Annotated in this window: 21 protein-coding genes, 1 tRNA gene and 1 riboswitch; of the genes, 10 read left to right on the forward strand and 12 right to left on the reverse strand. The window is 68.3% G+C overall.

Annotated elements, in window-relative coordinates; translation table 11 throughout:
- Positions 1–80: 80 nt before the first annotated feature.
- Positions 81–1,241, forward strand: a complete 1,161-nt coding sequence (locus IE157_RS09215) for a VIT1/CCC1 transporter family protein (RefSeq protein ID WP_193519793.1) — start codon at positions 81–83, stop codon at positions 1,239–1,241.
- 686 nt (positions 1,242–1,927) lie between these two features.
- Positions 1,928–2,800, forward strand: a complete 873-nt coding sequence (gene purU, locus IE157_RS09220; protein WP_193519794.1) for a formyltetrahydrofolate deformylase — start codon at positions 1,928–1,930, stop codon at positions 2,798–2,800.
- 204 nt (positions 2,801–3,004) lie between these two features.
- On the opposite strand, the gene sucD is transcribed toward purU, so the two are convergent.
- Together sucD and sucC are read right to left on the reverse strand one after the other, a co-directional pair.
- On the reverse strand, positions 3,005–3,922 hold the full coding sequence (gene sucD / locus IE157_RS09225) for a succinate--CoA ligase subunit alpha (protein ID WP_064847200.1): 918 nt from the start codon (positions 3,920–3,922) through the stop codon (positions 3,005–3,007).
- 32 nt (positions 3,923–3,954) lie between these two features.
- Positions 3,955–5,124: an ADP-forming succinate--CoA ligase subunit beta gene (gene sucC, locus IE157_RS09230; protein ID WP_064847201.1), complete on the reverse strand. Its 1,170-nt coding sequence runs from the start codon at positions 5,122–5,124 to the stop codon at positions 3,955–3,957.
- A 221-nt stretch (positions 5,125–5,345) separates the two neighbouring features.
- Between sucC and IE157_RS12950 the strand changes: the two genes are divergently transcribed.
- Positions 5,346–6,227 carry a hypothetical protein gene (locus tag IE157_RS12950; RefSeq protein ID WP_241247064.1) on the forward strand — a complete coding sequence of 294 codons (882 nt, stop codon included), beginning with the start codon at positions 5,346–5,348 and terminating at the stop codon, positions 6,225–6,227.
- Positions 6,228–6,445: 218 nt separating this feature from the next.
- Here the strand turns inward: IE157_RS12950 and pcrA are convergent, their stop codons facing one another.
- The gene (pcrA, locus tag IE157_RS09240; RefSeq protein ID WP_193519795.1) at positions 6,446–8,902 is read right to left on the reverse strand and encodes a DNA helicase PcrA; all 2,457 of its coding nucleotides are present in this window, start codon (positions 8,900–8,902) and stop codon (positions 6,446–6,448) included.
- 59 nt (positions 8,903–8,961) lie between these two features.
- The gene (locus IE157_RS09245; RefSeq protein WP_231885634.1) at positions 8,962–9,690 is read right to left on the reverse strand and encodes an NHL repeat-containing protein; all 729 of its coding nucleotides are present in this window, start codon (positions 9,688–9,690) and stop codon (positions 8,962–8,964) included.
- A 107-nt stretch (positions 9,691–9,797) separates the two neighbouring features.
- On the opposite strand from IE157_RS09245, the gene IE157_RS09250 reads away from it, so the two are divergent.
- Entirely contained in the window at positions 9,798–10,499 is a 702-nt protein-coding gene (locus tag IE157_RS09250; RefSeq protein WP_193519796.1) for a hypothetical protein, read from the forward strand.
- Between the two features lie 223 nt (positions 10,500–10,722).
- On the opposite strand, the gene IE157_RS09255 is transcribed toward IE157_RS09250, so the two are convergent.
- Positions 10,723–10,795: transfer RNA gene (locus IE157_RS09255), tRNA-Arg, on the reverse strand.
- A gap of 75 nt (positions 10,796–10,870) precedes the next feature.
- On the opposite strand from IE157_RS09255, the gene IE157_RS09260 reads away from it, so the two are divergent.
- The gene (locus IE157_RS09260) at positions 10,871–11,752 is read left to right on the forward strand and encodes a DUF4031 domain-containing protein (protein WP_064847206.1); all 882 of its coding nucleotides are present in this window, start codon (positions 10,871–10,873) and stop codon (positions 11,750–11,752) included.
- Between the two features lie 185 nt (positions 11,753–11,937).
- Here the strand turns inward: IE157_RS09260 and IE157_RS09265 are convergent, their stop codons facing one another.
- The 4 genes from IE157_RS09265 to IE157_RS09280 form a co-directional block, all read right to left on the reverse strand.
- The gene (locus tag IE157_RS09265) at positions 11,938–12,225 is read right to left on the reverse strand and encodes a hypothetical protein (RefSeq protein ID WP_064847234.1); all 288 of its coding nucleotides are present in this window, start codon (positions 12,223–12,225) and stop codon (positions 11,938–11,940) included.
- Between the two features lie 270 nt (positions 12,226–12,495).
- Positions 12,496–13,590, reverse strand: a complete 1,095-nt coding sequence (locus IE157_RS09270) for an NlpC/P60 family protein (protein WP_193519797.1) — start codon at positions 13,588–13,590, stop codon at positions 12,496–12,498.
- Between the two features lie 232 nt (positions 13,591–13,822).
- Positions 13,823–14,434, reverse strand: a complete 612-nt coding sequence (locus tag IE157_RS09275) for a C40 family peptidase (RefSeq protein WP_193519798.1) — start codon at positions 14,432–14,434, stop codon at positions 13,823–13,825.
- Positions 14,435–14,437: 3 nt separating this feature from the next.
- Positions 14,438–14,596: riboswitch (cyclic di-AMP (ydaO/yuaA leader) on the reverse strand.
- Between the two features lie 400 nt (positions 14,597–14,996).
- The gene (locus IE157_RS09280) at positions 14,997–15,707 is read right to left on the reverse strand and encodes a metal-dependent transcriptional regulator (protein WP_193519799.1); all 711 of its coding nucleotides are present in this window, start codon (positions 15,705–15,707) and stop codon (positions 14,997–14,999) included.
- A 206-nt stretch (positions 15,708–15,913) separates the two neighbouring features.
- Here IE157_RS09280 and serC point away from each other — a divergent pair, with 206 nt between their 5' ends.
- A complete protein-coding gene (gene serC / locus IE157_RS09285; protein ID WP_193519832.1) occupies positions 15,914–17,032 on the forward strand; it encodes a phosphoserine transaminase in 1,119 nt (372 codons plus the stop codon).
- Between the two features lie 6 nt (positions 17,033–17,038).
- Here the strand turns inward: serC and IE157_RS09290 are convergent, their stop codons facing one another.
- The 3 genes from IE157_RS09290 to IE157_RS09300 are packed head-to-tail and all read right to left on the reverse strand — an operon-like array spanning position 17,039 to position 19,279.
- Positions 17,039–18,286, reverse strand: a complete 1,248-nt coding sequence (locus IE157_RS09290) for an MFS transporter (protein WP_193519800.1) — start codon at positions 18,284–18,286, stop codon at positions 17,039–17,041.
- 56 nt (positions 18,287–18,342) lie between these two features.
- Complete coding sequence (locus tag IE157_RS09295; protein ID WP_318281417.1) at positions 18,343–18,903, reverse strand: DUF3027 domain-containing protein; 561 nt, start codon at positions 18,901–18,903, stop codon at positions 18,343–18,345.
- Positions 18,896–19,279, reverse strand: a complete 384-nt coding sequence (locus IE157_RS09300; protein ID WP_064847236.1) for a cold-shock protein — start codon at positions 19,277–19,279, stop codon at positions 18,896–18,898. Before IE157_RS09300 ends, IE157_RS09295 begins: the two co-directional genes overlap by 8 nt.
- 149 nt (positions 19,280–19,428) lie before the next feature.
- On the opposite strand from IE157_RS09300, the gene IE157_RS09305 reads away from it, so the two are divergent.
- The 4 genes from IE157_RS09305 to IE157_RS09320 all read left to right on the forward strand — a co-directional run bounded on the left by IE157_RS09305 (position 19,429) and on the right by IE157_RS09320 (position 22,358).
- Positions 19,429–19,686 carry a hypothetical protein gene (locus IE157_RS09305; protein WP_193519802.1) on the forward strand — a complete coding sequence of 86 codons (258 nt, stop codon included), beginning with the start codon at positions 19,429–19,431 and terminating at the stop codon, positions 19,684–19,686.
- An 84-nt stretch (positions 19,687–19,770) separates the two neighbouring features.
- Positions 19,771–20,484, forward strand: coding sequence for a response regulator transcription factor (locus IE157_RS09310; protein ID WP_035963961.1), 714 nt, complete (start codon positions 19,771–19,773; stop codon positions 20,482–20,484).
- A gap of 4 nt (positions 20,485–20,488) precedes the next feature.
- The gene (locus tag IE157_RS09315) at positions 20,489–21,961 is read left to right on the forward strand and encodes a sensor histidine kinase (protein WP_193519803.1); all 1,473 of its coding nucleotides are present in this window, start codon (positions 20,489–20,491) and stop codon (positions 21,959–21,961) included.
- 106 nt (positions 21,962–22,067) lie between these two features.
- The gene (locus tag IE157_RS09320) at positions 22,068–22,358 is read left to right on the forward strand and encodes a WXG100 family type VII secretion target (RefSeq protein WP_064847213.1); all 291 of its coding nucleotides are present in this window, start codon (positions 22,068–22,070) and stop codon (positions 22,356–22,358) included.
- Positions 22,359–22,362 lie beyond the last annotated feature (4 nt).

Consider the following 22,362-nt stretch of genomic DNA (forward strand, 5'->3'; position numbering starts at 1 on the left):
GGGATCCACGGCCGACGGCGCGCGAGGTGCTTCGGAGCCCCGAAACCACCGCCGGTGACCCGCGCGTAAAATTCGGGTACATGCCCGAGCACCACAGCGTTTCCTCCACCGTTCCCGAGTCACCGGAACCCACTGCCGCCCAGATCCGCAGGTGGCGTCACTACCTCGCGGACGAACTCGCCGAGGCCGCCACGTACGAACACCTGGCCCGCCACAGCTCGGGCCGCCATGCCGAGATCTTGCAGAGCGTGGCCGAGGCGGAGGGCCGCCACGCCGAACACTGGCGTCGTCTGCTCGGACCCCACGCCGATCGTCCGGCGAGACCCGCCCTGCAAGCGCAACTGCTCATGTTCTTGGCCAAGCACGTGGGATCCGTCTTCGTCCTGGCGCTGCTGCAGCGCGCCGAGTCCCGCTCCCCGTACCGCGAGGACCCGGATGCCACGGACGCCATGGCGGCGGACGAGGCCGTCCACGAGGAGATCATCCGCGCGCTCGCAACCGATGGCCGCACGCGGTTGTCCGGCAACTTCCGGGCCGCCGTGTTCGGCGCCAACGACGGCCTGGTGTCCAACCTGGCCCTGGTGATGGGCGTGGGCGCCACGGGCACGTCCAGTTCCCTGGTGCTGTTCTCGGGCATCGCCGGACTGCTCGCGGGTGCCCTGTCCATGGGAGCGGGCGAATACGTCTCCGTGCGATCCCAGCGGGAACTGCTGGACGCCTCCCAACCCACCCAGGTGACCCTGCGCGTGGCGCCGGCGTTGGACCTGAACGCCAACGAGCTCACACTGATCTACCGGGCCCGGGGCATGAGCGAGAAGGCTGCAGAGCACCGGGCGGCCGAGCGACTCGGACACTTCGACTGCGACTGCGATCCATCGCTGTCGTTCCAAGACGAGAAGGCGCGTCGTGTGCTCAACACGGAACCGGGCGAGGAGCTTCCCGCCACGGACGACAACCAGGCCCTGGGCACCGATCTGGGGGCGGCGGCGTCGAGCTTCTGCTTCTTCGCGTCCGGGGCGATCATCCCGATCCTGCCCTACCTCTTCGGCCTGGGCGGCGGAGTGGCCATGGCCGTGGGAATGGCGCTCGTGGGCATCGCGTTGTTGATCACGGGCGGTTTCGTGGGGCTGCTCTCCGGCGCCTCCCCGTTCAGGCGGGGACTACGGCAGCTCGGGATTGGGTACGGGGCCGCGATCGCCACCTACCTTCTGGGGCTCGCATTCAACACGACGGTCTCGTGAGTACCGAACGACGACTGTTCTCCGTGGGCAGAAGTGTGATTTGTGCGACATAAAAGTGGTGCGTGTCCACAATCAGGAGGCATTACTTGTCCCCTCTACGGCCTACAAGTGCAGTGAATATTGTTGAGATATTCGCTCATTAGCATTTGTTAACCCTCGCTCACTAGGCGAAAAACCCTGTTATTGCAGGTCAGAGCGGCTTTAAGGGGTCAATTTCCGGCTGATTTACACGCATAAATCGGTGGGCCGATTGGCGCGAACCACACTTCATGAAATTTCACCGGCTCCGAGTCATCTGAGAAATTCCGATATTCTGGGGGCGTGGTTCTACGAACCACCGCAACGGGAGACTTCGCACAGGGAAATCGCCACACATGCACTGGGGGGTGCTCTGTGGTTGATGCTGTGCGTCGGTAGCCGCTCAGCCCACGGCTTGATCCCGTTGAGGCGTTATCGCCTGCCGGTGGCTGCGGGTTCTCTCACAGAGGCGCACCTCTCCCCGCGCCGGACGGGCTCCTACCGTCCGCTCCCGCGGCCACCGGTCGTTAACGCCCCTTCCGAGATCCGGACCATCCCGCGCGCTGTGTAGCCCGGGGCGATAAGATCGTCTGCGGCCCCGGACGGATGACATCCCGTGCTCCGGGGCCGCTCCGTTCCCCGTTCCGCGATCCCAGGAGTATCCCCTCATGTCGGCCCAGCAGCCCACGTCCGATGAACACGTCCTGACCGTCCACTGCCCCGAGGCCTACGGTCTCGTGAGCGCCGTGGCGTCGAACCTCACGGAGCAGGGTTGCGACATCTTCGACGTCAAGCATTTCTCGGACCGGCACAACGACGAATTCTTCATCCGCTGCCACACCATGAACGAACCGGGCACCGTGACCACTGAGTCCCTGATCGAGGGGTTCCGCCCGGTGGCCGAGAAGCACGACATGCGCTTCCGTCTGGTGGACGCCCGGCACAAAACCCGTGTGCTCGTCATGGTCTCCAAGATCTCGCACTGCCTCGTGAACCTGCTCCACCGAGCGCGCGTGGGCTCACTGCCCATCGAGATCGTGGGTGTGGTGTCCAATCACACGGACCTGCAACCCCTCGTGGACTTCTACGGTGTGCCGTTCCACCACGTGCCCGTCACCCGGCACACCAAGCCGCAGGCCGAGGCGCAACTGCTCGAGATCGCCGCGTCCTACGACACCGAACTCGTGGTGCTGGCCCGCTACATGCAGATCCTCTCGGACGAGCTCACACAACAGCTCGCGGGTCGGTGCATCAACATCCACCACTCGTTCCTGCCCTCCTTCAAGGGCGCCAAGCCGTACCACCAGGCCTACGAGCGCGGGGTCAAGATGGTCGGGGCCACCGCCCACTATGTCACCCCGGACCTGGACGAGGGTCCGATCATCGCGCAGCGCGTGATCCCGGTGGATCACGCGCACACCCCGGAGGACCTCGTGGCGGTGGGTTCCGAGGCGGAGACCCAGGCCCTGTCCCGCGCCGTGAAGTGGCACGCGGAGGGTCGCGTGGTGATCTCCGGCAATCGGACCATCGTCCTGGCCTGAGTCCTGACCCGAGTCACGGTCCTCATCGCGCGCCCGCATCCCGTCCGGCCGGCGCTCGACTCTCACCACGACGAACCGCGCCGCTGTCCCTCACCGGCTGACGCTCGCGTCCGAACGGCACCACGACGAACGACGCCGCTCCTCCACCGAGGTGGGCGAGCGGCGTCGTCGTGGATGCACCGGCGGCGAAGCGCCGGGAGGGGCTTACTTGCCCTCGAAGATCTCCCGCATGAGCTGCGCGGTCTCCGACGGGGTCTTGCCCACCTTCACACCGGCGGCCTCGAGGGCCTCCTTCTTGGCTTGGGCCGTGCCCGAGGAACCAGAGACGATGGCGCCGGCGTGGCCCATGGTCTTGCCCTCGGGAGCGGTGAAGCCCGCGACGTAGCCCACCACGGGCTTGGTCACGTTCGCCTTGATGAACTCCGCGGCGCGCTCCTCGGCGTCGCCGCCGATCTCACCGATCATCACGATGGCCTCGGTCTCGGGGTCCGCCTCGAAGGCCTCGAGGGCGTCGATGTGCGTGGTGCCGATGACCGGGTCACCGCCAATGCCGATGGCCGTGGTGAAGCCCAGGTCCCGCAGTTCGTACATCATTTGGTAGGTCAGCGTGCCGGACTTGGAGACCAGGCCCAGCTTGCCCTTGCCCGTGATGTTCGCGGGGGTGATCCCCAGCAGCGACTCCTCGGGGGAGATGATGCCCGGGCAATTGGGGCCGATGATCCGGGTCTTTGGCTTGCCGTCCGCGCCGGTGTTCGCCTTGGCGTGCGCCCAGAACTCGGCGGAGTCCTGCACGGGGATGCCCTCTGTGATGACCACCACGAGCGGGATCTCGGCGTCGATGGCCTCGATCACGGCGTCCTTACAGAAGGCCGGCGGTACGAACACGATCGACGCGTTCGCCCCGGTCTCCTGCACGGCCTCGCTCACGCTGCCGAACACGGGCAGTTCGACGGCGTTGCCGTCCTTGTCCTGGTGGTTCACCGTGGTGCCCGCCTTACGGGCGTTGACACCGCCGAGCACGTTCGTGCCGGCAGCGAGCATGCGCGCGGTGTGCTTGGTGCCCTCGCCGCCGGTGATGCCCTGAACGATGACCTTGGAGTCCTTGTTCAAAAAGATCGACATGTCTTCTTCCTGATAGCTGTTCGCGTGGGCGATTACTTGGCGGAGTGGGCCAGCTCGGCCGCCTTGTCGGCGCCGGAGTCCATGGTGTCCGCGGAGGTGACCAGCGGGTGGTTGGCCTCGCGCAGGATCTGGCGGCCCTCCTCCACGTTGTTGCCGTCCAGACGCACCACGATGGGCTTGGTGGCGGAGTCACCGAGGATGTCCAGCGCCTTCACGATGCCGTTGGCAACGGCGTCGCACGCGGTGATGCCACCGAAGACGTTGACGAACACGGACTTGACCTGCGGGTCATTGAGGATCACGTCCAGACCGGCGGCCATGACCTCGGCGGACGCGCCGCCTCCGATGTCCAGGAAGTTGGCGGGCTTCACGTTGCCGTGCTTCTCACCGGCGTAGGCCACGACGTCCAGGGTGGACATCACGAGACCGGCACCGTTGCCGATGATGCCCACCTCGCCGTCGAGTTTGACGTAGTTGAGGTCGTTCTCCTTGGCCTTCTCCTCGAGGGGGTCCGCGGAGGACTTGTCCGCGAGCGCCGCGTGGTCCTCGTGGCGGAACTCGGCGTTGTCGTCCAGGGAGACCTTGCCGTCCAGGGCGAGGATCTCGCCGTCGCCGGTCTTGACCAGCGGGTTGACCTCCACCAGGGTGGCGTCCTCCTTGGTGTAGACCTCACCGAGCTTGACGAGCACGGGGACGACCTTCTCGGCGGTCTCGGCGTCGAACTTGGCCTGCTCCACGATCTCGCGGGCCTTGGCCTCGGTGATGCCCTCCGCGGGGTTGACGTCCACGCGGGCCAGGGCGTCCGGGCGCTCCACGGCGAGCTGCTCGATCTCCATGCCCCCCTCGACCGAGCACATGGCCAGGTAGGAGCGGTTGGCGCGGTCCAACAGGACGGAGAAGTAGTATTCCTCGGCGATGTCCGCGCCCTGCGCGATCATCACGCGGTGCACGGTGTGGCCCTTGATGTCCATTCCCAGAATCTGCTGGGCGTACTCGTAGGCCTCGTCGGCGGACTTCGCGACCTTCACACCGCCGGCCTTGCCGCGGCCGCCCACCTTGACCTGTGCCTTGACGACGGTGACCCCGCCGATCTTCTCTGCTGCTGCCTTGGCTTCTTCTGGGGTAGTGGCGACGATGCCGGCCAGCACGGGAACGCCGTGCTTCTCGAACAGGTCGCGTGCCTGGTACTCAAACAGGTCCACGGATAAGTGTCCTTCTGCGTCGAGGTGTGTCGTTCCGCACCGGGAACCCCCGGTTGGAGCGACCTGATGTGGGGGGATGCAGCGCAGCACTGCGCTCACAGAGCCCTCGCGAGCATTTTAGGCCATGGGCCCTTGATTCGCGTCACACCCGGCCCCCGCGGACACCGCGGGACCGGGCCCGGGATTCCCGCCCGCACGGCAGCGGCTGGTTGACTGGGGGCATGCGACGCATCGGACTGCCGGAGATCTGGGACGCCCGCGAGGCGGACCCGGGGTTCATGGCCTCGTTGGCCACCTTCTCGTTCGTGGCACTCGGGCTGGAGTTGGTGGTCAGCGGGACGATCCTGACCCTCACGGGTTCGGTATCCACCTTCTATCCCCTGGGCTGGCAGGTCGTGGAATGGGTGGGTCTCGGGGCACTGTGGGTGCTGCTCGCGCGCGCCCTGGTGGCCTGGTCCCGGCGCCGCGGGGTCGATCCGCTGCCGAGCGAGGAAGCGGGCGCGGGGCGCGACGACGCGGTCGACGGCCGGGACGACGCCGCCTCGGGCACGTTCACCGCGAACAGGAGCAATACAGGCCGGGCCGCTGTGGGACGGGGTGCCGCGGGTCGGGACGACGCCGCCGCGGGCCGAGTCGGCGTCGACGGCGGGGTGGACCACCGCCGCTGGCGGGAGATCCTGTTGTGCTTCGTCCTGGCCGTGGTGCTCGCGATCGTGCTGCCCGCATTGATCGGGGCGCCGTGGGGTCTGGCCCCGCTGGACCGCTACCTGCAACTGTTCCACGTGTACGGGCCCCTCGGGTGGCTGGCGATGGTCGCGTGGGTCTGCTACCTGGTGGGCCGCAGTTTCCTAGTCGCGGGCCTGCTGGCGTACTCGCACCGTGCCATCCGGGAGGTCCTCACGTTCCAGGGGTCCCGGTGGGTCCCGTGGGGCGGTCTCGTGGCGGGCCTCACGATGGGGGCCGTGGCCTTCCTCGCCGGCGGCCAGGCGGCCGCCGTGACCACCCTGTTGAGCTGCGTGCTGCTGGGCGTGATCCACGTCCGCTCCGGCGAGTCCCTGCGCGTGACCACGCTGTTCACCGTGCTCGTGTTGATCTTCGTCTGAGCGATCACCGCCTCTACTGTCCCCATGCCGGGAGCAACCCTGATCGGTTGCGCTCCGATCCCGCCGGGCCACCCGAACGGTTCGAGCATCCGGGTGCGTCTCAGCACACCGGGCTGCACCGGGCCGCCAGATGGGTTCGCCAGGCAGGTTCGAGCCACCCGGTGCGTTTCGGCGCACCGGACGACACCGCGCGCGGCGGGGCCGCGGCGTCGTACCCCTTACGAGACCTTGGTCATGGGCGCGTAACGCAACAAGAGCCGCTTCTCCTCCGCACCGAAGCGCACCTTGGCGACCGTCTTGTCCCCGGAGCCCTCCATGGCGACCACGGAACCGCGGCCGAATGCCTTGTGCTCCACCGTGTCTCCCACGCTGAGGGAAGGAATCTCCCGCTGGGGCTGCACGCGCCCGGCGGAGGCCGGTGAGAGCCTGCGGAAACTTGCCCCGGATCCGGCGCCCGCACCCCACGAGGAACCGCGCAACGGATCGCGGGCCTGGAATCCGGCGTGCACGGGCGAACCCCATCCGCCCGCGGCACTGGCGCCCTCGCGCTTCCACTCGATCAACCGCGAAGGGATCTCGTCCAGGAACGGGCTCGCGGGATTGAATTGGGACTGCCCCCACATGGAGCGGGACTCGGCGCGCGTGAGGTACAGCCGTTTGCGCGCCCGGGTGATCCCCACGTACGCGAGGCGGCGTTCCTCCTCCATGCTCGAGGCGTCGGCGAAGCTGCGCTGGTGCGGGAAGATCCCGTGCTCCATGCCCGTGAGGAACACGACCGGGAACTCGAGCCCCTTGGCGGTGTGCAGGGTCATGAGCGTCACGACCCCCTGGGAACGCGCTTGCGCGACCTGCTCCGCGATCTGCTGGGCACTCGCGCCGCCCTCGGGTTCGGGCTGGGTGGGGATCTGGTCCGCGTCCGCCACGAGGGCCACGTGTTCCAGGAACTCCCCGAGGCCCGCGTCCGGGTGGTCCTTCTCGAACTCGCGCACCACGGCCACGAGCTCCGCGAGGTTCTCCACACGGGACTCGTCCTGCGGGTCGGTGGACGTGCGCAAGGCCTCGAGGTACCCGGACTGTTCGAGTACAGCCTCGAGAACCGCGGTCACCGAGGCGCCCTGAGCGAGTTCCGCGAGATCGTCCATGAGCTGGGAGAACTTCTTGATGGCGTTCGCCGAGCGAGTGGCCAGGGCGGGTGCCTCGTCCAAGCGGTGCATGGCCTCGGAGAAGGAGATGCCTTCGCGGTCGGCGAGCGCCGCGATCGAGCCCTGGGCGCGGTCCCCGATCCCTCGCTTGGGCTCGTTGATGATGCGCCGCACGGTGATGTCGTCCGCGGGGTTCGCGATCGCGCGCAGGTAGGATATGGCGTCCTTGATCTCCTTGCGCTCGTAGAAGCGGGTCCCGCCCACCACCTTGTAGGGCAGTCCTACGCGCATCAGGATCTCCTCGAGGGAGCGCGATTGTGCGTTGGTGCGGTAGAACACGGCGACGTCGCCGGGGCGGATCCCGTGCTCGTCCTGCAGCGTGTCGATCTCCTCCGCGATGAAGCGGGCCTCTTCGTGTTCGTTCTCAGCGGCGTACCCGATGATGGGGGCGCCATCGCCTTCCGCGGTCCACAGTTTCTTGTCCCGGCGGTCCGCGTTCTGGGAGATCACGGAGTTGGCCGCGGAGAGGATGTTCTGCGTGGAGCGGTAGTTCTGTTCCAGCAGGATGGTGCGCGCGGAGGGAAAGTCCCGCTCGAAGTCCGTGATGTTGCGGATGTCCGCGCCGCGGAACGCGTAGATGGACTGGTCCGAGTCCCCCACCACCGTGAGTTCGGCCGGCGGGATCCCGGAGTCATCCGGGTGGTTCTCGGAACCGCCTCCCACGAGTTCCCGCACGAGCGCGTACTGGGCGTGGTTGGTGTCCTGGTACTCGTCCACGAGCACGTGCCGGAAGCGGCGTCGGTAGTACTCGAGCACCTGAGGGAACGCGCGGAACATGTGCACGGTCTCGCCGATGAGGTCGTCGAAGTCCATGGCGTTGGCCGCGCGCAACCGCTGGGTGTAGCCCCGGTAGACCCGGGCCACGGCGGACTCGAACGGGTCCGAGGAACTCGCGCGGGCCAGGTAGGTCTCGTCGTCCACGAGCTCGTTCTTGAGGGCGGAGATCTTGTGCTGGATGGCCTTGGGCGCGAACCGCTTGGGGTCCAACTCATGCTGCTTGGCCACCTGGGTGATCAACCGCAGGGAGTCCGCGGAGTCGTAGATGGAGAAGTTGGTGGACAGCCCCACGGTCTTGGCCTCGCGGCGTAGGATCCGCACGCACAGCGAGTGGAACGTGGAGATCCACATGGAGCGCGCGGACTCCCCCACGAGATCCACGATCCGCTCCCGCATCTCCGCGGCGGCCTTGTTCGTGAACGTGATCGCGAGGATCTCCCCCCGGCGGGCGCGGCCCGTGGCCAGCAAGTAGGCGATCCGGTGCGTGAGGACCCTGGTCTTGCCGGAACCGGCACCGGCCACGATGAGCAGCGGGGAACCCGCGTGCTCCACGGCGGCGCGTTGGGGGTCGTTCAGTCCCTCCACGAGTTGAGCCCCGGATGCCGGGGTGGGCTGGGAGAACTCGTCCGAGTCGGGCGCGTTCGCCGAGCGCACCGAGGCCGCGGACAGGAGGGGATTGTCAGAGAGGAAGTCCATGGTGGCACCAGTTTAGCCAGCGGTGGGGACGCCCTCACCGGCCCGTGGACAACCCCGGATCACACGTAGCGCGGTTCCAACAGGTGGCGCCCGTTGGCGTCCTCGACCCACAGGTGCGAATCCGCGACGGTGACCCGCGCCGGGGCCTGCAGCACGACGTCTTCGTCGAGGTCGTCCCCGTCCTGGTCGGGCCCGCCGTAAATGGTGAAGACCTCCCCCGCGGAGGGGTCCAAATGGCGGATGGCGTCGTTGCCGGTGTCCGCGACCACCACGGAACCGTCGTAGAGGATCTGCAGGTCCTCGGGGCGGGCGAGCTTGGCGTCCGCCGCGGGGCCGTCCTGGTACCCGGCACCGTGGCGGCCGATGACCGTGACCACGTGGGGATCGCCGTCGGGCCGGTCCGTATCGATCGCAATGTAGCGCAGCGCGGAGGAATCCTTGTCCACGAGCCACAACTTGCCGTCACCGGCCTCGGTGATCGAGACCGTGGCCGCGAACTTGGCCTGAGCGATCTTCCCGTCCCGGCGGCCGGGCTCACCCGTGCCGCCGTACTCCTGGAGGGCGTCGGTGTACGGGTCCCAGCGGAACAACTGGTTCTTGTCCGGAACGGCGGCGATCACGGCGGAGAGCTTGTGGGACCACACGATGTCCGCGATCCGCGCGCCCTCCAGGACGGAGCAGTTGATCCTGCGCCGGACCGTGGTGTGATCGGCCTCGTACAGGGTGAGCTCCGTGCCGTCACCCGCGCTCATGAGCAGTCCGTCCGGCAGGCCGATGGAGAGTTCCATGACCATCACCACCCTTCCGCAGTGCCCGCGGGGCACCTGTTCACCACCTCGTCATCGAGCGTGGTACCCGTAGTCATTCACAGTACAACCCGGGGGATAATGGGGCCATGGGTATGACCAGAGCGCAGAAGGCCAGGAAGTACGGGGAGAACGCGGGCTCCGCGAAGGCGGGGTCCTCGCCCGCTCGTGCACCCCGAGTGCGCCCCGCGAGCGTCCACGAGATGCGCTCCGGTGAGCTCGCCGCGGAACCCACCAAGGCGTCGTCGGCCGGGATCCTGGTGGGCGTCGCGTTCTTCGTGGGTGCCGCGCTGTGGCTCTACTACCACCTGCTCGTGCTGCAGGGCGTCTCCGGAAACCTTGCCGGCGGCGTCACCGCGCCCGAACTCATGGCCGGCGGTTTCTCCCAGGGCCACCTCGCGGACTTCGCCCGCGGCCTGGGCGCGGACGGCCGCACCGAGTACGAGGGCGTGCACGCGACCACGGGGCTCTTCACTCCCCTTCTCATGTGCCTGGGCTGGCTGCTGTTCACCGGGCTCAACACCCCGCAGCGCGCCCGCAAATGGGTGTACTGGGCGGTCATCCTGGTCTACGCGGTGGTCTTCCTGGGGGGCAACACCGTGCTCGACGCCGCCGTGGCCGACCCCGCGGACGCGTCCGCCGTGGCACTCGCCTCGGGGCTCGTGATCGCGCGGTGGGTGTTGTTCGCTCTGCTCGTGCTGATCGCCGTGATCGTGGCGGTATCCGTGACGCGCCGCAAACTCGACGACTTCTCCGAGGGCAAGCTGCCGGGCCAGCGCCCGCGCGCCTGAGCTCGGGGATACACCCCTCGCGCTTCCCCACGCCGCGATTCAACTGAGCTGACGCAGGTCTCAGGGCCACGGGCTGCTTTTACTCCACTCATGCATCCCCGTTGATGTGCGGGGTCGGCCATTCTCACCGGGCGGGCGGGTTTCGCTGGGCGGGTCGGCCGGTTGTGGGAATGCACTGCGGGAATGACGACGTCCCGCCCGATATCAGGCGGGACGTCCTCGGTGCCCCCGATTGGATTCGAACCAACGACACCGGCTTTAGGAGAGCCGTGCTCTATCCCCTGAGCTACGGGGGCAACACTGCACCACTGTATCGGCGGCGCGTTCCCCCCGCGAGTTGAGAGCACATTGGAACAGCGCACAATGGAGCCATGACCGTCTACATCGATCCACCCCGATGGCCCGCGCACGGCACGGTGTTCTCGCACCTGATCTCCGACACCTCCCTGGCCGAGCTGCACGAGTTCGCCCGCGCCCTGGGGGTCTCGGAACGTGCCTTCGACCGCGACCACTACGACGTCCCCGCGCACCGCCACGCTGACGCTGTGGCCGCGGGTGCCCTCGCTGTAGACGGCAAGAAACTCGTCCGTGTCCTGATCCACAGTGGCCTGCGGGTCCCCGCACGACGCCGCCCGGCCAAGCTCGCGGTGACCCTCACGCGCCGCTGGGCGCACCACTTCCCCGAGCATCCCGACCTGGGTGCCAAGCTGCTGACCCGCTGGAGTGAACCGCACCGCGTTTACCACGGTCCTTCGCATCTGCTGAACGTGCTGGAAGGCATTGACCGGCTCACCCACGGCGCCCCGAGCGCGGAGCTCGTGCTCGCCGCGTGGTTCCACGATGCCGTGTATGACGGGCAAGCAGGTCAGGACGAACGGGACTCGGCCGAGCTGGCCCGGCAACGACTGTCAGGCCCGGAGTGGCCCGCGGCCATCGGGCGCCGCGTGGCGGAGCTCGTGCTCGTGACCGTGGACCACCGCCCGGATCCGAGCGACGTGGACGCCTGTCGACTCGTGGACGCGGACCTGTCCGTGCTGGGCGGCAGCGAGAACGAGTACGAGCGGTATCGGACCACGGTGCGCCGCGAGTACGCCCACGTCCCGGATGAGCAGTTCAGGGCGGGCCGCGCCGAGATCCTGCGCGGACTCTTGGAAAAAGACACGTTGTTCCACGATCCTCGTGCGGTGACGTTGTGGGAGGCCCGCGCCCGGGAGAACCTGGAACGGGAGATCACGCAGCTGATCACGGCCTGAGCCGACCTTCGAGGTCGATTGGAAGTAACGGGGACGGAGAGAACTCACCGCCGCGTGGAGCTCGGGGCCGGGCTGGACGGCCACGCGGACCCGTACGAATACCCAGCGACGTCGACCCGGCTCTCCGGTGGGTGGGTCTGCGACGAGGGCCGACAGCGGCGTGCCGGGTCCCCGGTGGGACGGGCTCAGCTGCGGCGATCGGCGACGTCGTCGCCCGGCGCTGCGGGCGAGGTGGGCTGGGCTGCCCGGGCGGCCGCGCGGCGTCGCCGGAAGACGACCGTGGCGACCACGAGGCCGATGATGATCCCCACGCCACCGAAAACCGACAACCACATGGCGGCGTGACCCACGAACGCGGCCACTATGAACCCCACGACGATCCCCGGGATGGCACCGGCAACCATGCCCACGGCGTAGTAGGTGAATTCCTGGTCCTGCGGGGTGCGTGCGGCGGTGGAGAGATCGGAGGGCATGGCGTCCATTCTACGGGCCGGGGCTGCGCGATCGCTGGGGCCGATCCGCGATCGACGCCTGCACGACGGGGATCGGGTGCTAGGAGGGCTGAGTGATCACCGCTGCCGGTCCACGTCCGGGTTCCGGGCACGAAAAAACGTACGGACCCTGCGGTCAACAGGGTCCGTACGTTCTCTATCGCTCTCATCGGGATCGGGTACACAACCGGTCCCGACTCGACACGAGGTGTGGCGCCGCGCGGATCAGCGCTGTGCCGAACTCGATCCGGTTCAGCCGACGCGGATGAACTCGGGGCCGGAGCCCACGTAGGCGCTGGTCTTCACGGTCTGGTTACCGTTCCAACCGCCGTGGATGGCCTGGCCGTTACCGGCGTAGATGGCCACGTGAGCCATGCCGGAACCGCCGTTGGCGTAGTAGGCGATGTCACCGGCGCGGGCCTGGTCCGCGGAGACCTGGGTGCCCAGCGACTTGTAGCTGGCCGGCCAGCCGTGGTGGTTGATGCCCACGGCCTTGAGGGAGTTGGTCACCAGCATGGTGCAGTCCTGGGTCACACCGATCTGAGCCTCGGCGGCACCCAGGATGGCCTGGCCCTTCGCGGAGCCGGACACGGAGGAGGCCTTGGCGGCGGGAGCAGCCTGAGCCTTCGCCTGGGTGTTGGACTGCGTGGTCACCTGGGTGGCGGCGGGAGCAGCCTCGGCCTTTGCCTGGGCGTTGGACTGCGTGGTCACCTGGGTGGCGGCCTGAGCCTGGGGGGCAGCCTGCGCCTTCGGGGCGGCCGGGGCCTGCGGAGCCTTGTAGGACGCGGGCTGGGCGGCAGCGGCACCCTGGGCGGGGGCGTAGTTCGGGATCACCGGGGAAGCCACAGCGGCGCGCTGCTCGGCGGCGGCCTCCTTGGCAACGGTCTGAGCGGTGGCGGGAGCGGCGTGGCGGCCCTGGGCCACCGGAGCCTGCTCGGCGACCGAGGTGACGTTCTCGGAAGCGGTCACGACGGTGGGGGCTGCACCCGGAACGGCGGGAGCCTGCAGCGGGGTCACGTCGGCCACGGGAGCGGCCTGGACCACGGAGGGCTGAGCGGGAGCCTGAGCGGCGGGCTGCGCCTTCTCGGTCTTCGCGGCCTTCTGCTCCTTGGCAGCGTTCTCCTGGGCCTTGTCGGCCTTGGCGGCGGGTTCCGCGGAGACGGTGTTGTCGGAGGCGGGGGCCTCGGACACAGCGGCGGCGGGGGCCTGCTCGGAGGCATTCTGCGTGGCCTGCACGGACACGGTGGTCGCGAGGGCCAGACCTGAGAAGGCTGCGACGGCGGCGACGGTGCGGGCCTTACCCGCGAAGAGGCCCTTGGCGGCGTGAGGAGCGGTTTCGTTCGACATTCGTGTGGTTTCCTAACACGTTCGTGTCCACCCAGGGCACGGAGGTGTGCGGTGACCGGCACATCCGTCAGGACGCAGCAGCGGTGCACGGATTTGGGCGGGAGATTACTTTCGGTTTTCAGGTGGTTCCGGCGCGGTGTGCCGACCGAGGTCCGGGGACCCGGCCAGCACACCCGACCGCAATGTGGCTCGGTGTGGACCGCGCATCATGCTCGGGCGCGGTGTCACCGGGTCACCGGAAGGTGTAGTAACCATCCAGCTGCATGGCATTCACGGAGTGAACCTGAGTGCCCTGCGAGGGATTGAGAGCGGAGATCATCTGGCCGTTGCCGATGTAGATCCCCACGTGGGAGCCGCCGTTCTGGGAGACCAGATCGCCGGGCTGCGGGTTGGAGGTGGGGGTGCCAGCGGCGAACTGGGCCCAGGTGGTGCGGGGCAGGTTGATGCCGTTCTGGGCGTAGACCCACTGGGTGAAGCCGGAGCAGTCCCAGGCTTTGAAGCCAACGCCGCCCCAGACGTACGCGCCGCCGATGCCCTGGTAGGCGGTGCCCACCAGACCACCCGTGGAGCGGTTCGACTGGGTGCTCACGCTGGCGGCGGACCCCACGGTGTTGGTGGTCTGCATGGTGTACGACGCGGTGTAGGCCTGCACCGAGGAGGTGGACGCCTGGTAGCCGTAGGACGCCGTGGAGCCCAGATCGATGAGACCGCTCGAGGCCTGCGCGGGGGCCGCGAGGCCGACCACGGCGGCACCAGCGACGACCGTACCGATAGCGGTGTTACGCACGAGGTGCGACTGCGTCTCGGCGCGGTGCCGGGCAGAGTTCTGCTTCATGAAAGACATGTGTGTTCCTCCCTGCGCCTACGAGGTGAGCTGTCGGGTTCGGATGGGAGACATCCGGCCGCACGCACCTAGGTGCCGTGCTGGCTTGACCCCAAGGACCCGTCGGATGGCAACGAGCCCGGAAGTGGTTCCCCCGCTTCTGCCATGCGGATGTTCTGTGTACGGGTCCCGGAGCGCATGGCAGAACTCGGCGAACGCTCGGGAGTGGCGATCCGACCAGTGATCGGCACGGGCATGACTGTACAGGATGGATAACGAAAATGTCACGTTTTGATTACAGCCGGTCACGCATCGGGCATCGGTCGCTATGAATCACCGCGAATTACCACGACCGTCGATATCAATCGGCCGCCTCAGCACGCCCGCCCGCTCGAAAGCCCACACCGCGGAAAAGCCTCCTGACCTGCGGTCATACAGGGCTCACCCAGTGAGCGAAGGTCGAAACCGCGCCGATCACCCGTGATTGTCCACACAGTCGGAAGATCACGGTCAACTTCTCGAAGATCACGGCGCGTCGCGTTCCGACGTCACCGGAAGCAACCGCGGAGAGACGCAGCGGCGATCAGGCCTCGGCGGCGGCCACCCGAATGGCGCGCGCGGTGGCGGAGTCCAGGTCCAGGGACACTCCCGAATCGACCCGGGTCACCACGACCCGGTTCTCGTCCCCGGGGTTGATCTCGGCCGTGACCCTGGAGCCCGTGAGGATGCCCGCGGAGCTGAGCATCTCGATGAGTTCCTGATCCGCCTGCACCACTTCCGGCAGCAACCGGACCACGTACTCCGTGGAGTCCTGGGTCCCGGCGACCTCGAGCAGGGTGAGGCCGTCGAAGACCTCGGCCGCGGCACCGGTGCCGTGGTGCTCGCCCCGCCCCGGGATGGGCGTGCCGTACGGGGAGTTCTCGGGATCCCCCAGGAGGTTCACGAGCCGCTGTTCCACGCGCTCACTCATCACGTGTTCCCAGCGGCAGGCCTCCTCGTGGACGTGCGCCATGTCCAGGCCCACCACGTCCGCGAGGAGTCGTTCGGCGAGCCGGTGCTTGCGCATCACGGACACAGCGGTGGTGCGCCCGGCCTCGGTGAGTTGCAGGGAGCGGTCCGGCGCGACCGAGAGCAGGCCGTCGCGCTCCATGCGGGAGACGGTCTGAGACACGGTGGGGCCGGAGTGGTGCAGGCGTTCCACGATGCGGGCTCGCATGGGGGTGATCCCCTCTTCCTCCAGCTCCAGCACCGTGCGCAAGTACATTTCGGTGGTGTCGATCAGATCGCCGCTCATGGTTCGTCCTCAGATTTCTGCGCACCACAGCGCGCGGGTCAACGACCCCCGGTGGGGGCTGCCGTTCAGCCTAGTCTGAATGATTCAGGATAATTATAGCCAGTGGGTGTCCTGGCGGCAGGCGTCTCGAACGCGCCATCGACTCCCCGGGCGGGCACAATGGGGGACACACCCGACCGCCCGCCAGAGGAGCCTTCGTGACCAGCATGCCCGTGATCCCCCCGTCCCTGTTGCCCACGGATGGCCGTTTCGGCGCGGGCCCGTCCCGGGTGCGGGCCGAGCAGGTGGCCGCGCTCGAACGCGGTGGCAGCACGCTGCTGGGTACGTCCCACCGCCAGGCCCCGGTCAAGAACCTGGTAGCGCAGGTGCAGGAGCGCCTCGCCGAGTTCTTCGCACTGCCCGAGGGGTACGAGATCGTGCTGGGTCTCGGTGGGTCCAGCACCTTCTGGGACAGCGCGGCCTTCAGCCTCGTGTCCCGGCGCGCCGAGCACCTCAGCTTCGGGGAGTTCGGCGCCAAGTTCGCGCACGTGACGGATCGCGCACCGTTCCTCGAACCCTCCGTGGTCATCGAGGCCCCGGCCGGTTCGCGCCCCGAGGGGCCTCGCGTGGCGCCCGGGGTGGACGTCTACGCGTGGCCCCAGAACGAGACCTCCACCGGCGTCGCCATGCCCGTACAGCGCGTTCACGCGGACGACGGCGCTCTGACGGTCATCGACGCGACGTCCGCCGCGGGTGGGATGGCGGTCGACCTCTCTGAGACCGATGTCTACTACTTCTCCCCGCAGAAGAACTTCGGCAGTGACGGCGGGATCTGGTTCGCCGCCTTCTCCCCCGCCGCGCTCGAGCGGGTCGAGCGCATCGCCGCGTCCGGTCGCTGGATCCCGGACGTGCTGTCCCTTGCCACGGCCGTGGAGAACTCCCGTAAGCACCAGACCTACAACACCCCCGCACTCGCGGGGCTCGTGATGCTCAACGAGCAGGCGGGCTGGCTCAACGCCCAGGGCGGTCTGGACTGGGCATCCCGCCGCACGGCCGAGACCTCGGGGCTCGTCTACGACTGGGCGCAACGCAGCGACGTCGCCGCCCCGTTCGTCACGCTGCCCGAGCACCGCTCCCCCGTGGTGTGCACGGTGGACTTCGACGACGCGGTGGACGCCGCCCGGATCGCGGCCGTCCTGCGCGCGAACGGCGTGGTGGACGTGGAGCCGTACCGCAAGCTCGGGCGCAACCAGTTGCGGATCGCCACGTTCGTCTCCGTACCGTCGGAGGACGTCCGCGCCCTGTTGGAGTGCATCGACTGGACCGTGGCGAACGGCCTGGACTGAGCGGACTCAGCCGCGCGACGTCGTCCCCGGCGCCGCCGTGGACGACGTCGCGAGCTGCCGTTCCCGGCGCAGTCGCCACGCGAAGCACGCGCCGATCAGCGCGCCCACGACCCCGGCGAGCACCGCCGCACCCATGCCCCACCGCGCCCCGAGCGTGTCGGTCAGCCACCCCACGGTGGGTGCGCCGATCGGCGTACCGCCCATGAAGATGGCCATGTAGAGACTCATCACGCGCCCGCGCATCGCAGGTGCGGTGGTCGTCTGGACATAGGCGTTGGCGGTGGTCATGATCGTGAGCGACGCGATGCCGCACGGGATCAGCCACAGCGCGAAAACCCACAGCGTGGGGGCTGTGGCCGCACCCAGGCACGTGATCGCGAAGGCCACGCAGCCTAAGAAGATGTAGCGCAACCGCGCCCGCGCGCGGCGGGCGGAGAGCAACGCCCCGGTCAGGGTGCCTACTGCCAGGATCGAGTTGAGGACGCCGAACTCCTCGGAGCCGCGCCCGAACACGGAACCACCCATGGCCGCGAGGAACACGGCGAAGTTCATCCCGAACGTGCCGATCATGAAGATCGTGCTCATGACCGCCACGAGGTCCGGGCGGTGGAGCACATAGCCGATGCCCTCCCGGATCTGCCCGCGTGCCCGCCGCGCGCGTGGAGCGGGACGCAACTTGGCGGCGTCGATCAGCACGATCGCGCAGATCATCGCGGCGAACGTGAGGGTGTTGATCATGAAGACCCACCCCGTGCCCACGGCGGCGACCAGCACACCGGCGACCGCGGGACCGATCAACCGCGCCGAGTTGAACGATGTGGAATTCAGGGCCACTGCGTTGGACACGTGGGTGTCCGGGACCATCTCCGAGACGAACGTCTGCCGGACGGGGGCGTCGAACGTCGCGACGATCCCCAGGCCCAGCGCGAACGCGTATACGGTGGGCAACTGCGCGACGTCCAGGAGCAACAGGATGCCCAACCCCAGGGCCAGCAGTGCCATGACACCCTGCGTGATCACAAGGATCCGGCGCCGGTCGTAGCGGTCCGCGAGCACCCCCGCGTAGGGGGCGAGCAGCAATTGCGGAACGAACTGCAGGGCCATCACCACGCCCATGGCCGTGGCGTCCTGATCTGTCAGTTCATCGAACACGAGCCATGACTGGGCGGTGCGCTGCATCCACGTACCCACGTTGGACACGAGCGCACCCGTGAACCACAGACGGTAGTTACGGATGCGCAGGGACCGGAACATCCCCGACTCCGGGACCGCCGGCGGCGGGGTCCCGGGGGCGGCGGCCGGTCCGCTGCCTACGATGCTGCGCCGTCCTCGGCATCTTCCGATGCAGCGTACTCGTCCTCGGTGCGGGAGGTCTCCCCATCGGTGGAGGTCCCCTCGGCGGGTGCGGTGTCACCGTCACCGGCGTGCTCGGCGTCGGCGGAGTCCTGCCCGTCGCCCGGGTGCTCGTCCCCCTCCGCCGGGGAGTCGTGCTCGTCCTGCGCCTCCTGCTCCTGGAGCGCCTGCATCCGCTCCTCCCACGGCACCCAGTCCGGGGCCAGGAGGGAATCAGGACCCGCCATGAGGCCGGTCTCGCACACGGTCACGTGCTTGCTGCGCGGGGCCCGGGCCACGGTCGCGTACCACGCCCAGCCAGGGTAGCCAGCCAGGCGACAGTCGAAGAGGTGGGTCAGCAGCCGGTCCTCGTGCACGGTGACACCGAGGTGTTCCCCCACCGAGGACGCGTCCGTCACGGGGGCCAGCACAGCCTCCCGCGCGAGATCCACCGCGCCCGTAAGCACCGGGTCCTGCTTGGGTGTGCGTGTACGCCCCGCGGGTCGCTGCGGAGCGGTCTCCGCGGTGGTCTCAGACATCGAGCTCATCCGCCACGGTGCGCAGGATGGTCGCGATCTTCTTGCCGTGCGAGTGGTCCGGGTAGCGCCCCCGGCGCAGTCCGTTGGACATCCCGTCCAACAACCGGATGAGGTCCTCGGTGAGCACGGCCATCTCCTCGGGGGGCTTGCGCGTGTTGCGAGCCACGGACTGCGGCTTGCTCAGTAAGGTCGCGGACAGGGCCTGCGCACCGCGCTTGCCGTCCGCGATCCCGAAATCCATGCGGGTCCCGGGCTTGACCGTGGTGACCCCCTTGGGCAGGGCGGACGAATGCAGGAACACTTCCTGGCCGTCGTCGGTGGCCAGGAAGCCGAAACCCTTGTCTGCGTCGAACCACTTGACCTTGCCCGTGGGCACGCGGATCACCTCAGTCTCTCGTCGCCGTGTCTGCGCGGCCACCGACGGGAACGCGGGCGGCTCGCGAAGTCAATAGTTTAGCCCCCTCATGATCGCCCCGGGCCCGGATTCAACCCACCGCGTAACCGGTCCTTGCTACCGTGAGGACCATGTCCGAACCCACCGTTCCCACCGCATCCGGCCGCACCTCCCCGAGCCCTCGCCGGGGCATGTCCCCCCTGCTCGTCGTCGCACTGGTCCTCGCGTTCGCGTGCGCGCTGTCGCTGGTGGCGGTGCTCGTGGCGGCTGCCGGAGGGCACGTGATCTGGGGCGGGTTCACGGTCTTCCCCGCGATCTTCCTCCCCGTGGCCTTCCTGCTGATGTGCGTGGAACTGTTGCGGGGCGCGCGACGGCGCTCGGCCCGCTGAGGCGCGCGCAGCGGCGTCGCCCTTCCAGATAACGGACGGCCGGAGAACAGAATCCATTCAGGAAACTTGGAGATACTGGCGGGCGTGAACACGAAAACACCCGAAGCAAAACTGCTCGTCGTCGACGACGAACCCAACATCCTGGAACTGCTGGCCACCTCCCTGCGATTCGCGGGCTTCGAAGTGGTCACCGCGGCGAACGGCCGGGACGCCCTGCTCAAGGCCGAGGCCGAGGACCCGGACCTCGCCGTGCTGGACGTCATGCTCCCGGACATCGACGGATTCTCCGTGACCCGCAAGCTGCGCGCCGCCGGACGCCACTTCCCCATCCTGTTCCTCACCGCCAAGGACGACACCGACGACAAGGTCGCCGGCCTGACCGTGGGCGGTGACGACTACGTGACAAAGCCGTTCAGCCTGGACGAGGTCGTCGCCCGCATCCGCGCCGTGTTGCGCCGCACCCAGCCGCTCGAGGAAGAGGACTCCCGGCTGCGCGTGGACGACCTGGTCCTGGACGACGACGCCCACGAGGTCTTCCGCGGCGGGCGCGAGATCGACCTGTCCCCCACCGAGTTCAAGCTGCTGCGCTACCTCATGCTCAACCCCAACCGGGTGCTGTCCAAGGCCCAGATCCTGGACCACGTGTGGGAGTACGACTTCAACGGGGACGCCTCCATCGTGGAGTCCTACATCTCCTATCTGCGCCGCAAGATCGACAACGACCCCGAGCAGCCGTCCCTGATCCACACCAAGCGCGGCGTGGGTTACCTCTTGCGCTCGGCGGACAAGCGCCACTGAACCGTTGAACGTCCTCACCCGCCGGTTCCGCTCCGCATCCCTGCGTTCCCAGCTGATGGCCCTCACAGGGCTGTTGCTGGCCATCAGCATCTCGGTGACCACGCTCGTGGCCGTGTCCGTGCTGCGCGACTCGCTCGTGACCAGCATGGACCAGGAACTGCGCGGGTCCGTGAACACCGTGGCCCCGGTGCTCACGGGAGCGCTGCAGGGTGACGTGACCACACCGGTGCCCAATTCGGGGTACCTGCTGGATCAGAACGGCAACGTGGTGGCGAGCGCTCGCAGCGGTACCGGCACGTCCCCGGACAGCTCGAGTCCAGATCTGAGCGGGATGACCCTGGACTACGTCATGGCCCACGACGGCCAGGCGGAGACCGTGGGATCCGTGGGCGTCCCCGAGCGCAAGTGGCGGGTGGTGCCCACCAAACTCGCGGCGTTCGACATGTCCGTGGTCGTGGCCGAACCCCTGGACCGCACCAACGCGATCATCTCCGGCGTGGGGTTGCTGACGTTCAGCTTCGGCCTGGCCACCCTGCTCGCGGCCATGACCGTGGGCTGGGTCATGGTCACCCGGGCGTTCCAACCGTTGCGGCAGGTCGAGGCCACGGCCGCCCGGATCGCGGAGGGGGACCTCTCCCAGCGCATGGAGGGTTACAACCCCCAGACCGAGATCGGACAGCTCTCGGGCTCGCTCAACGCGATGCTCGGCCACATCGAGGACGCGTTCGACGCCCGCACCCGCTCCGAGATCAAACTGCGGCGGTTCGTCGCGGACGCCTCCCACGAGCTGCGCACCCCCCTGGTGTCGATCCGCGGGTACTCGGAGTTGTACCGCCACGGCGCGCTGCAGACGCCCGAGGACGTGGGCAAGGCCATGGAACGCATCGAGTCCGAGTCCAAGCGGATGACCCAGCTCGTGGAGGACCTGCTGACCCTGGCCCGGTTGGACGAACGCCGGGTCGCCACCACGCGACCAGTGGACCTCTTGCACCTGGCGTACGACGCCGCGTCCGACGCCCACGCCACGGCACCGGACCGCACGGTGCGGGTCGTGGGGCTGCACGACTCCCAGCCCGAGGCCGCGTGGGTGCACGGGGACGAGTCCAAGCTGCGCCAGGTCGTGGCCAATCTGATCACCAACGCCCTGCGCTACACCCCCGCGGGATCGCCGCTCGAACTTGCGGTGGGTCTGGAGAGTGCCGTGGACGGCGGGTTCACCTCCGTACTGCAGGTGCGCGACCACGGGCCCGGTATCGACCGGGAGGACGCCGAGCGCGTCTTCGAACGCTTCTACCGCGCGGATTCCTCCCGCACCCGCGAGACCGGCGGCACGGGGCTGGGCCTGTCCATCGTGGCCGCGATCATCGCCCAGCACGACGGCGCGGTGAAACTCGAGGAGACCGACGGCGGCGGGGCGACCTTCACCGTGCGGATCCCCCACACGAAACCTGTGGACGAGGACTCCGAGGACGCCTGAGTCCCCATCCCCTCCCTCTCCGGGGCGTTGCGCGGCACGAGCTGCCTAGCGTGGATCGGGCCCGGCAACCCACCGGCCACCGCATCCGCTCCAGGGAGGAAACACCATGGCCCACTTCGTCGTGGACAGTGACACCATTGCCGCCAAGTCTCAGCAGGCCCACGGGCACATCGAACGGCTCAGCTCCGAGGTCAACGGCATGAGCGCCACGCTCGCCGATCTCCAGGCCTCGTGGACCGGCACCGCCTCGGCCAGCTTCCAGGAGGCCTTCCACTCCTGGCGCTCCGCGCAGGCCCAGATGGAACAGGCCGTGGCCCAGATCAACCAGGCGCTCGCGACCGCGGGCACCCAGTACGCCGAGACCGAGGCCGCGAACGCGCGGATGTTCGCCGGGTGAGCCC

The organism is Kocuria marina, from assembly GCA_014652975.1.
Lineage (GTDB): Bacteria > Actinomycetota > Actinomycetes > Actinomycetales > Micrococcaceae > Kocuria > Kocuria marina.

What these genes read in the sequence shown, in the direction of transcription:
- IE157_RS09215 (WP_193519793.1), top strand. Translation starts at nt 81, where the DNA reads ATGCCCGAGCACCACAGCGTTTCCTCCACCGTTCCCGAGTCACCGGAA.
- purU (WP_193519794.1), top strand. Translation starts at nt 1,928, where the DNA reads ATGTCGGCCCAGCAGCCCACGTCCGATGAACACGTCCTGACCGTCCAC.
- sucD (WP_064847200.1), bottom strand. Translation starts at nt 3,922, where the DNA reads ATGTCGATCTTTTTGAACAAGGACTCCAAGGTCATCGTTCAGGGCATC.
- IE157_RS12950 (WP_241247064.1), top strand. Translation starts at nt 5,346, where the DNA reads ATGCGACGCATCGGACTGCCGGAGATCTGGGACGCCCGCGAGGCGGAC.
- pcrA (WP_193519795.1), bottom strand. Translation starts at nt 8,902, where the DNA reads ATGGACTTCCTCTCTGACAATCCCCTCCTGTCCGCGGCCTCGGTGCGC.
- IE157_RS09245 (WP_231885634.1), bottom strand. Translation starts at nt 9,690, where the DNA reads ATGGAACTCTCCATCGGCCTGCCGGACGGACTGCTCATGAGCGCGGGT.
- IE157_RS09250 (WP_193519796.1), top strand. Translation starts at nt 9,798, where the DNA reads ATGGGTATGACCAGAGCGCAGAAGGCCAGGAAGTACGGGGAGAACGCG.
- IE157_RS09260 (WP_064847206.1), top strand. Translation starts at nt 10,871, where the DNA reads ATGACCGTCTACATCGATCCACCCCGATGGCCCGCGCACGGCACGGTG.
- IE157_RS09265 (WP_064847234.1), bottom strand. Translation starts at nt 12,225, where the DNA reads ATGCCCTCCGATCTCTCCACCGCCGCACGCACCCCGCAGGACCAGGAA.
- IE157_RS09270 (WP_193519797.1), bottom strand. Translation starts at nt 13,590, where the DNA reads ATGTCGAACGAAACCGCTCCTCACGCCGCCAAGGGCCTCTTCGCGGGT.
- IE157_RS09275 (WP_193519798.1), bottom strand. Translation starts at nt 14,434, where the DNA reads ATGTCTTTCATGAAGCAGAACTCTGCCCGGCACCGCGCCGAGACGCAG.
- IE157_RS09280 (WP_193519799.1), bottom strand. Translation starts at nt 15,707, where the DNA reads ATGAGCGGCGATCTGATCGACACCACCGAAATGTACTTGCGCACGGTG.
- serC (WP_193519832.1), top strand. Translation starts at nt 15,914, where the DNA reads ATGCCCGTGATCCCCCCGTCCCTGTTGCCCACGGATGGCCGTTTCGGC.
- IE157_RS09290 (WP_193519800.1), bottom strand. Translation starts at nt 18,286, where the DNA reads ATGTTCCGGTCCCTGCGCATCCGTAACTACCGTCTGTGGTTCACGGGT.
- IE157_RS09295 (WP_318281417.1), bottom strand. Translation starts at nt 18,903, where the DNA reads ATGTCTGAGACCACCGCGGAGACCGCTCCGCAGCGACCCGCGGGGCGT.
- IE157_RS09305 (WP_193519802.1), top strand. Translation starts at nt 19,429, where the DNA reads ATGTCCGAACCCACCGTTCCCACCGCATCCGGCCGCACCTCCCCGAGC.
- IE157_RS09320 (WP_064847213.1), top strand. Translation starts at nt 22,068, where the DNA reads ATGGCCCACTTCGTCGTGGACAGTGACACCATTGCCGCCAAGTCTCAG.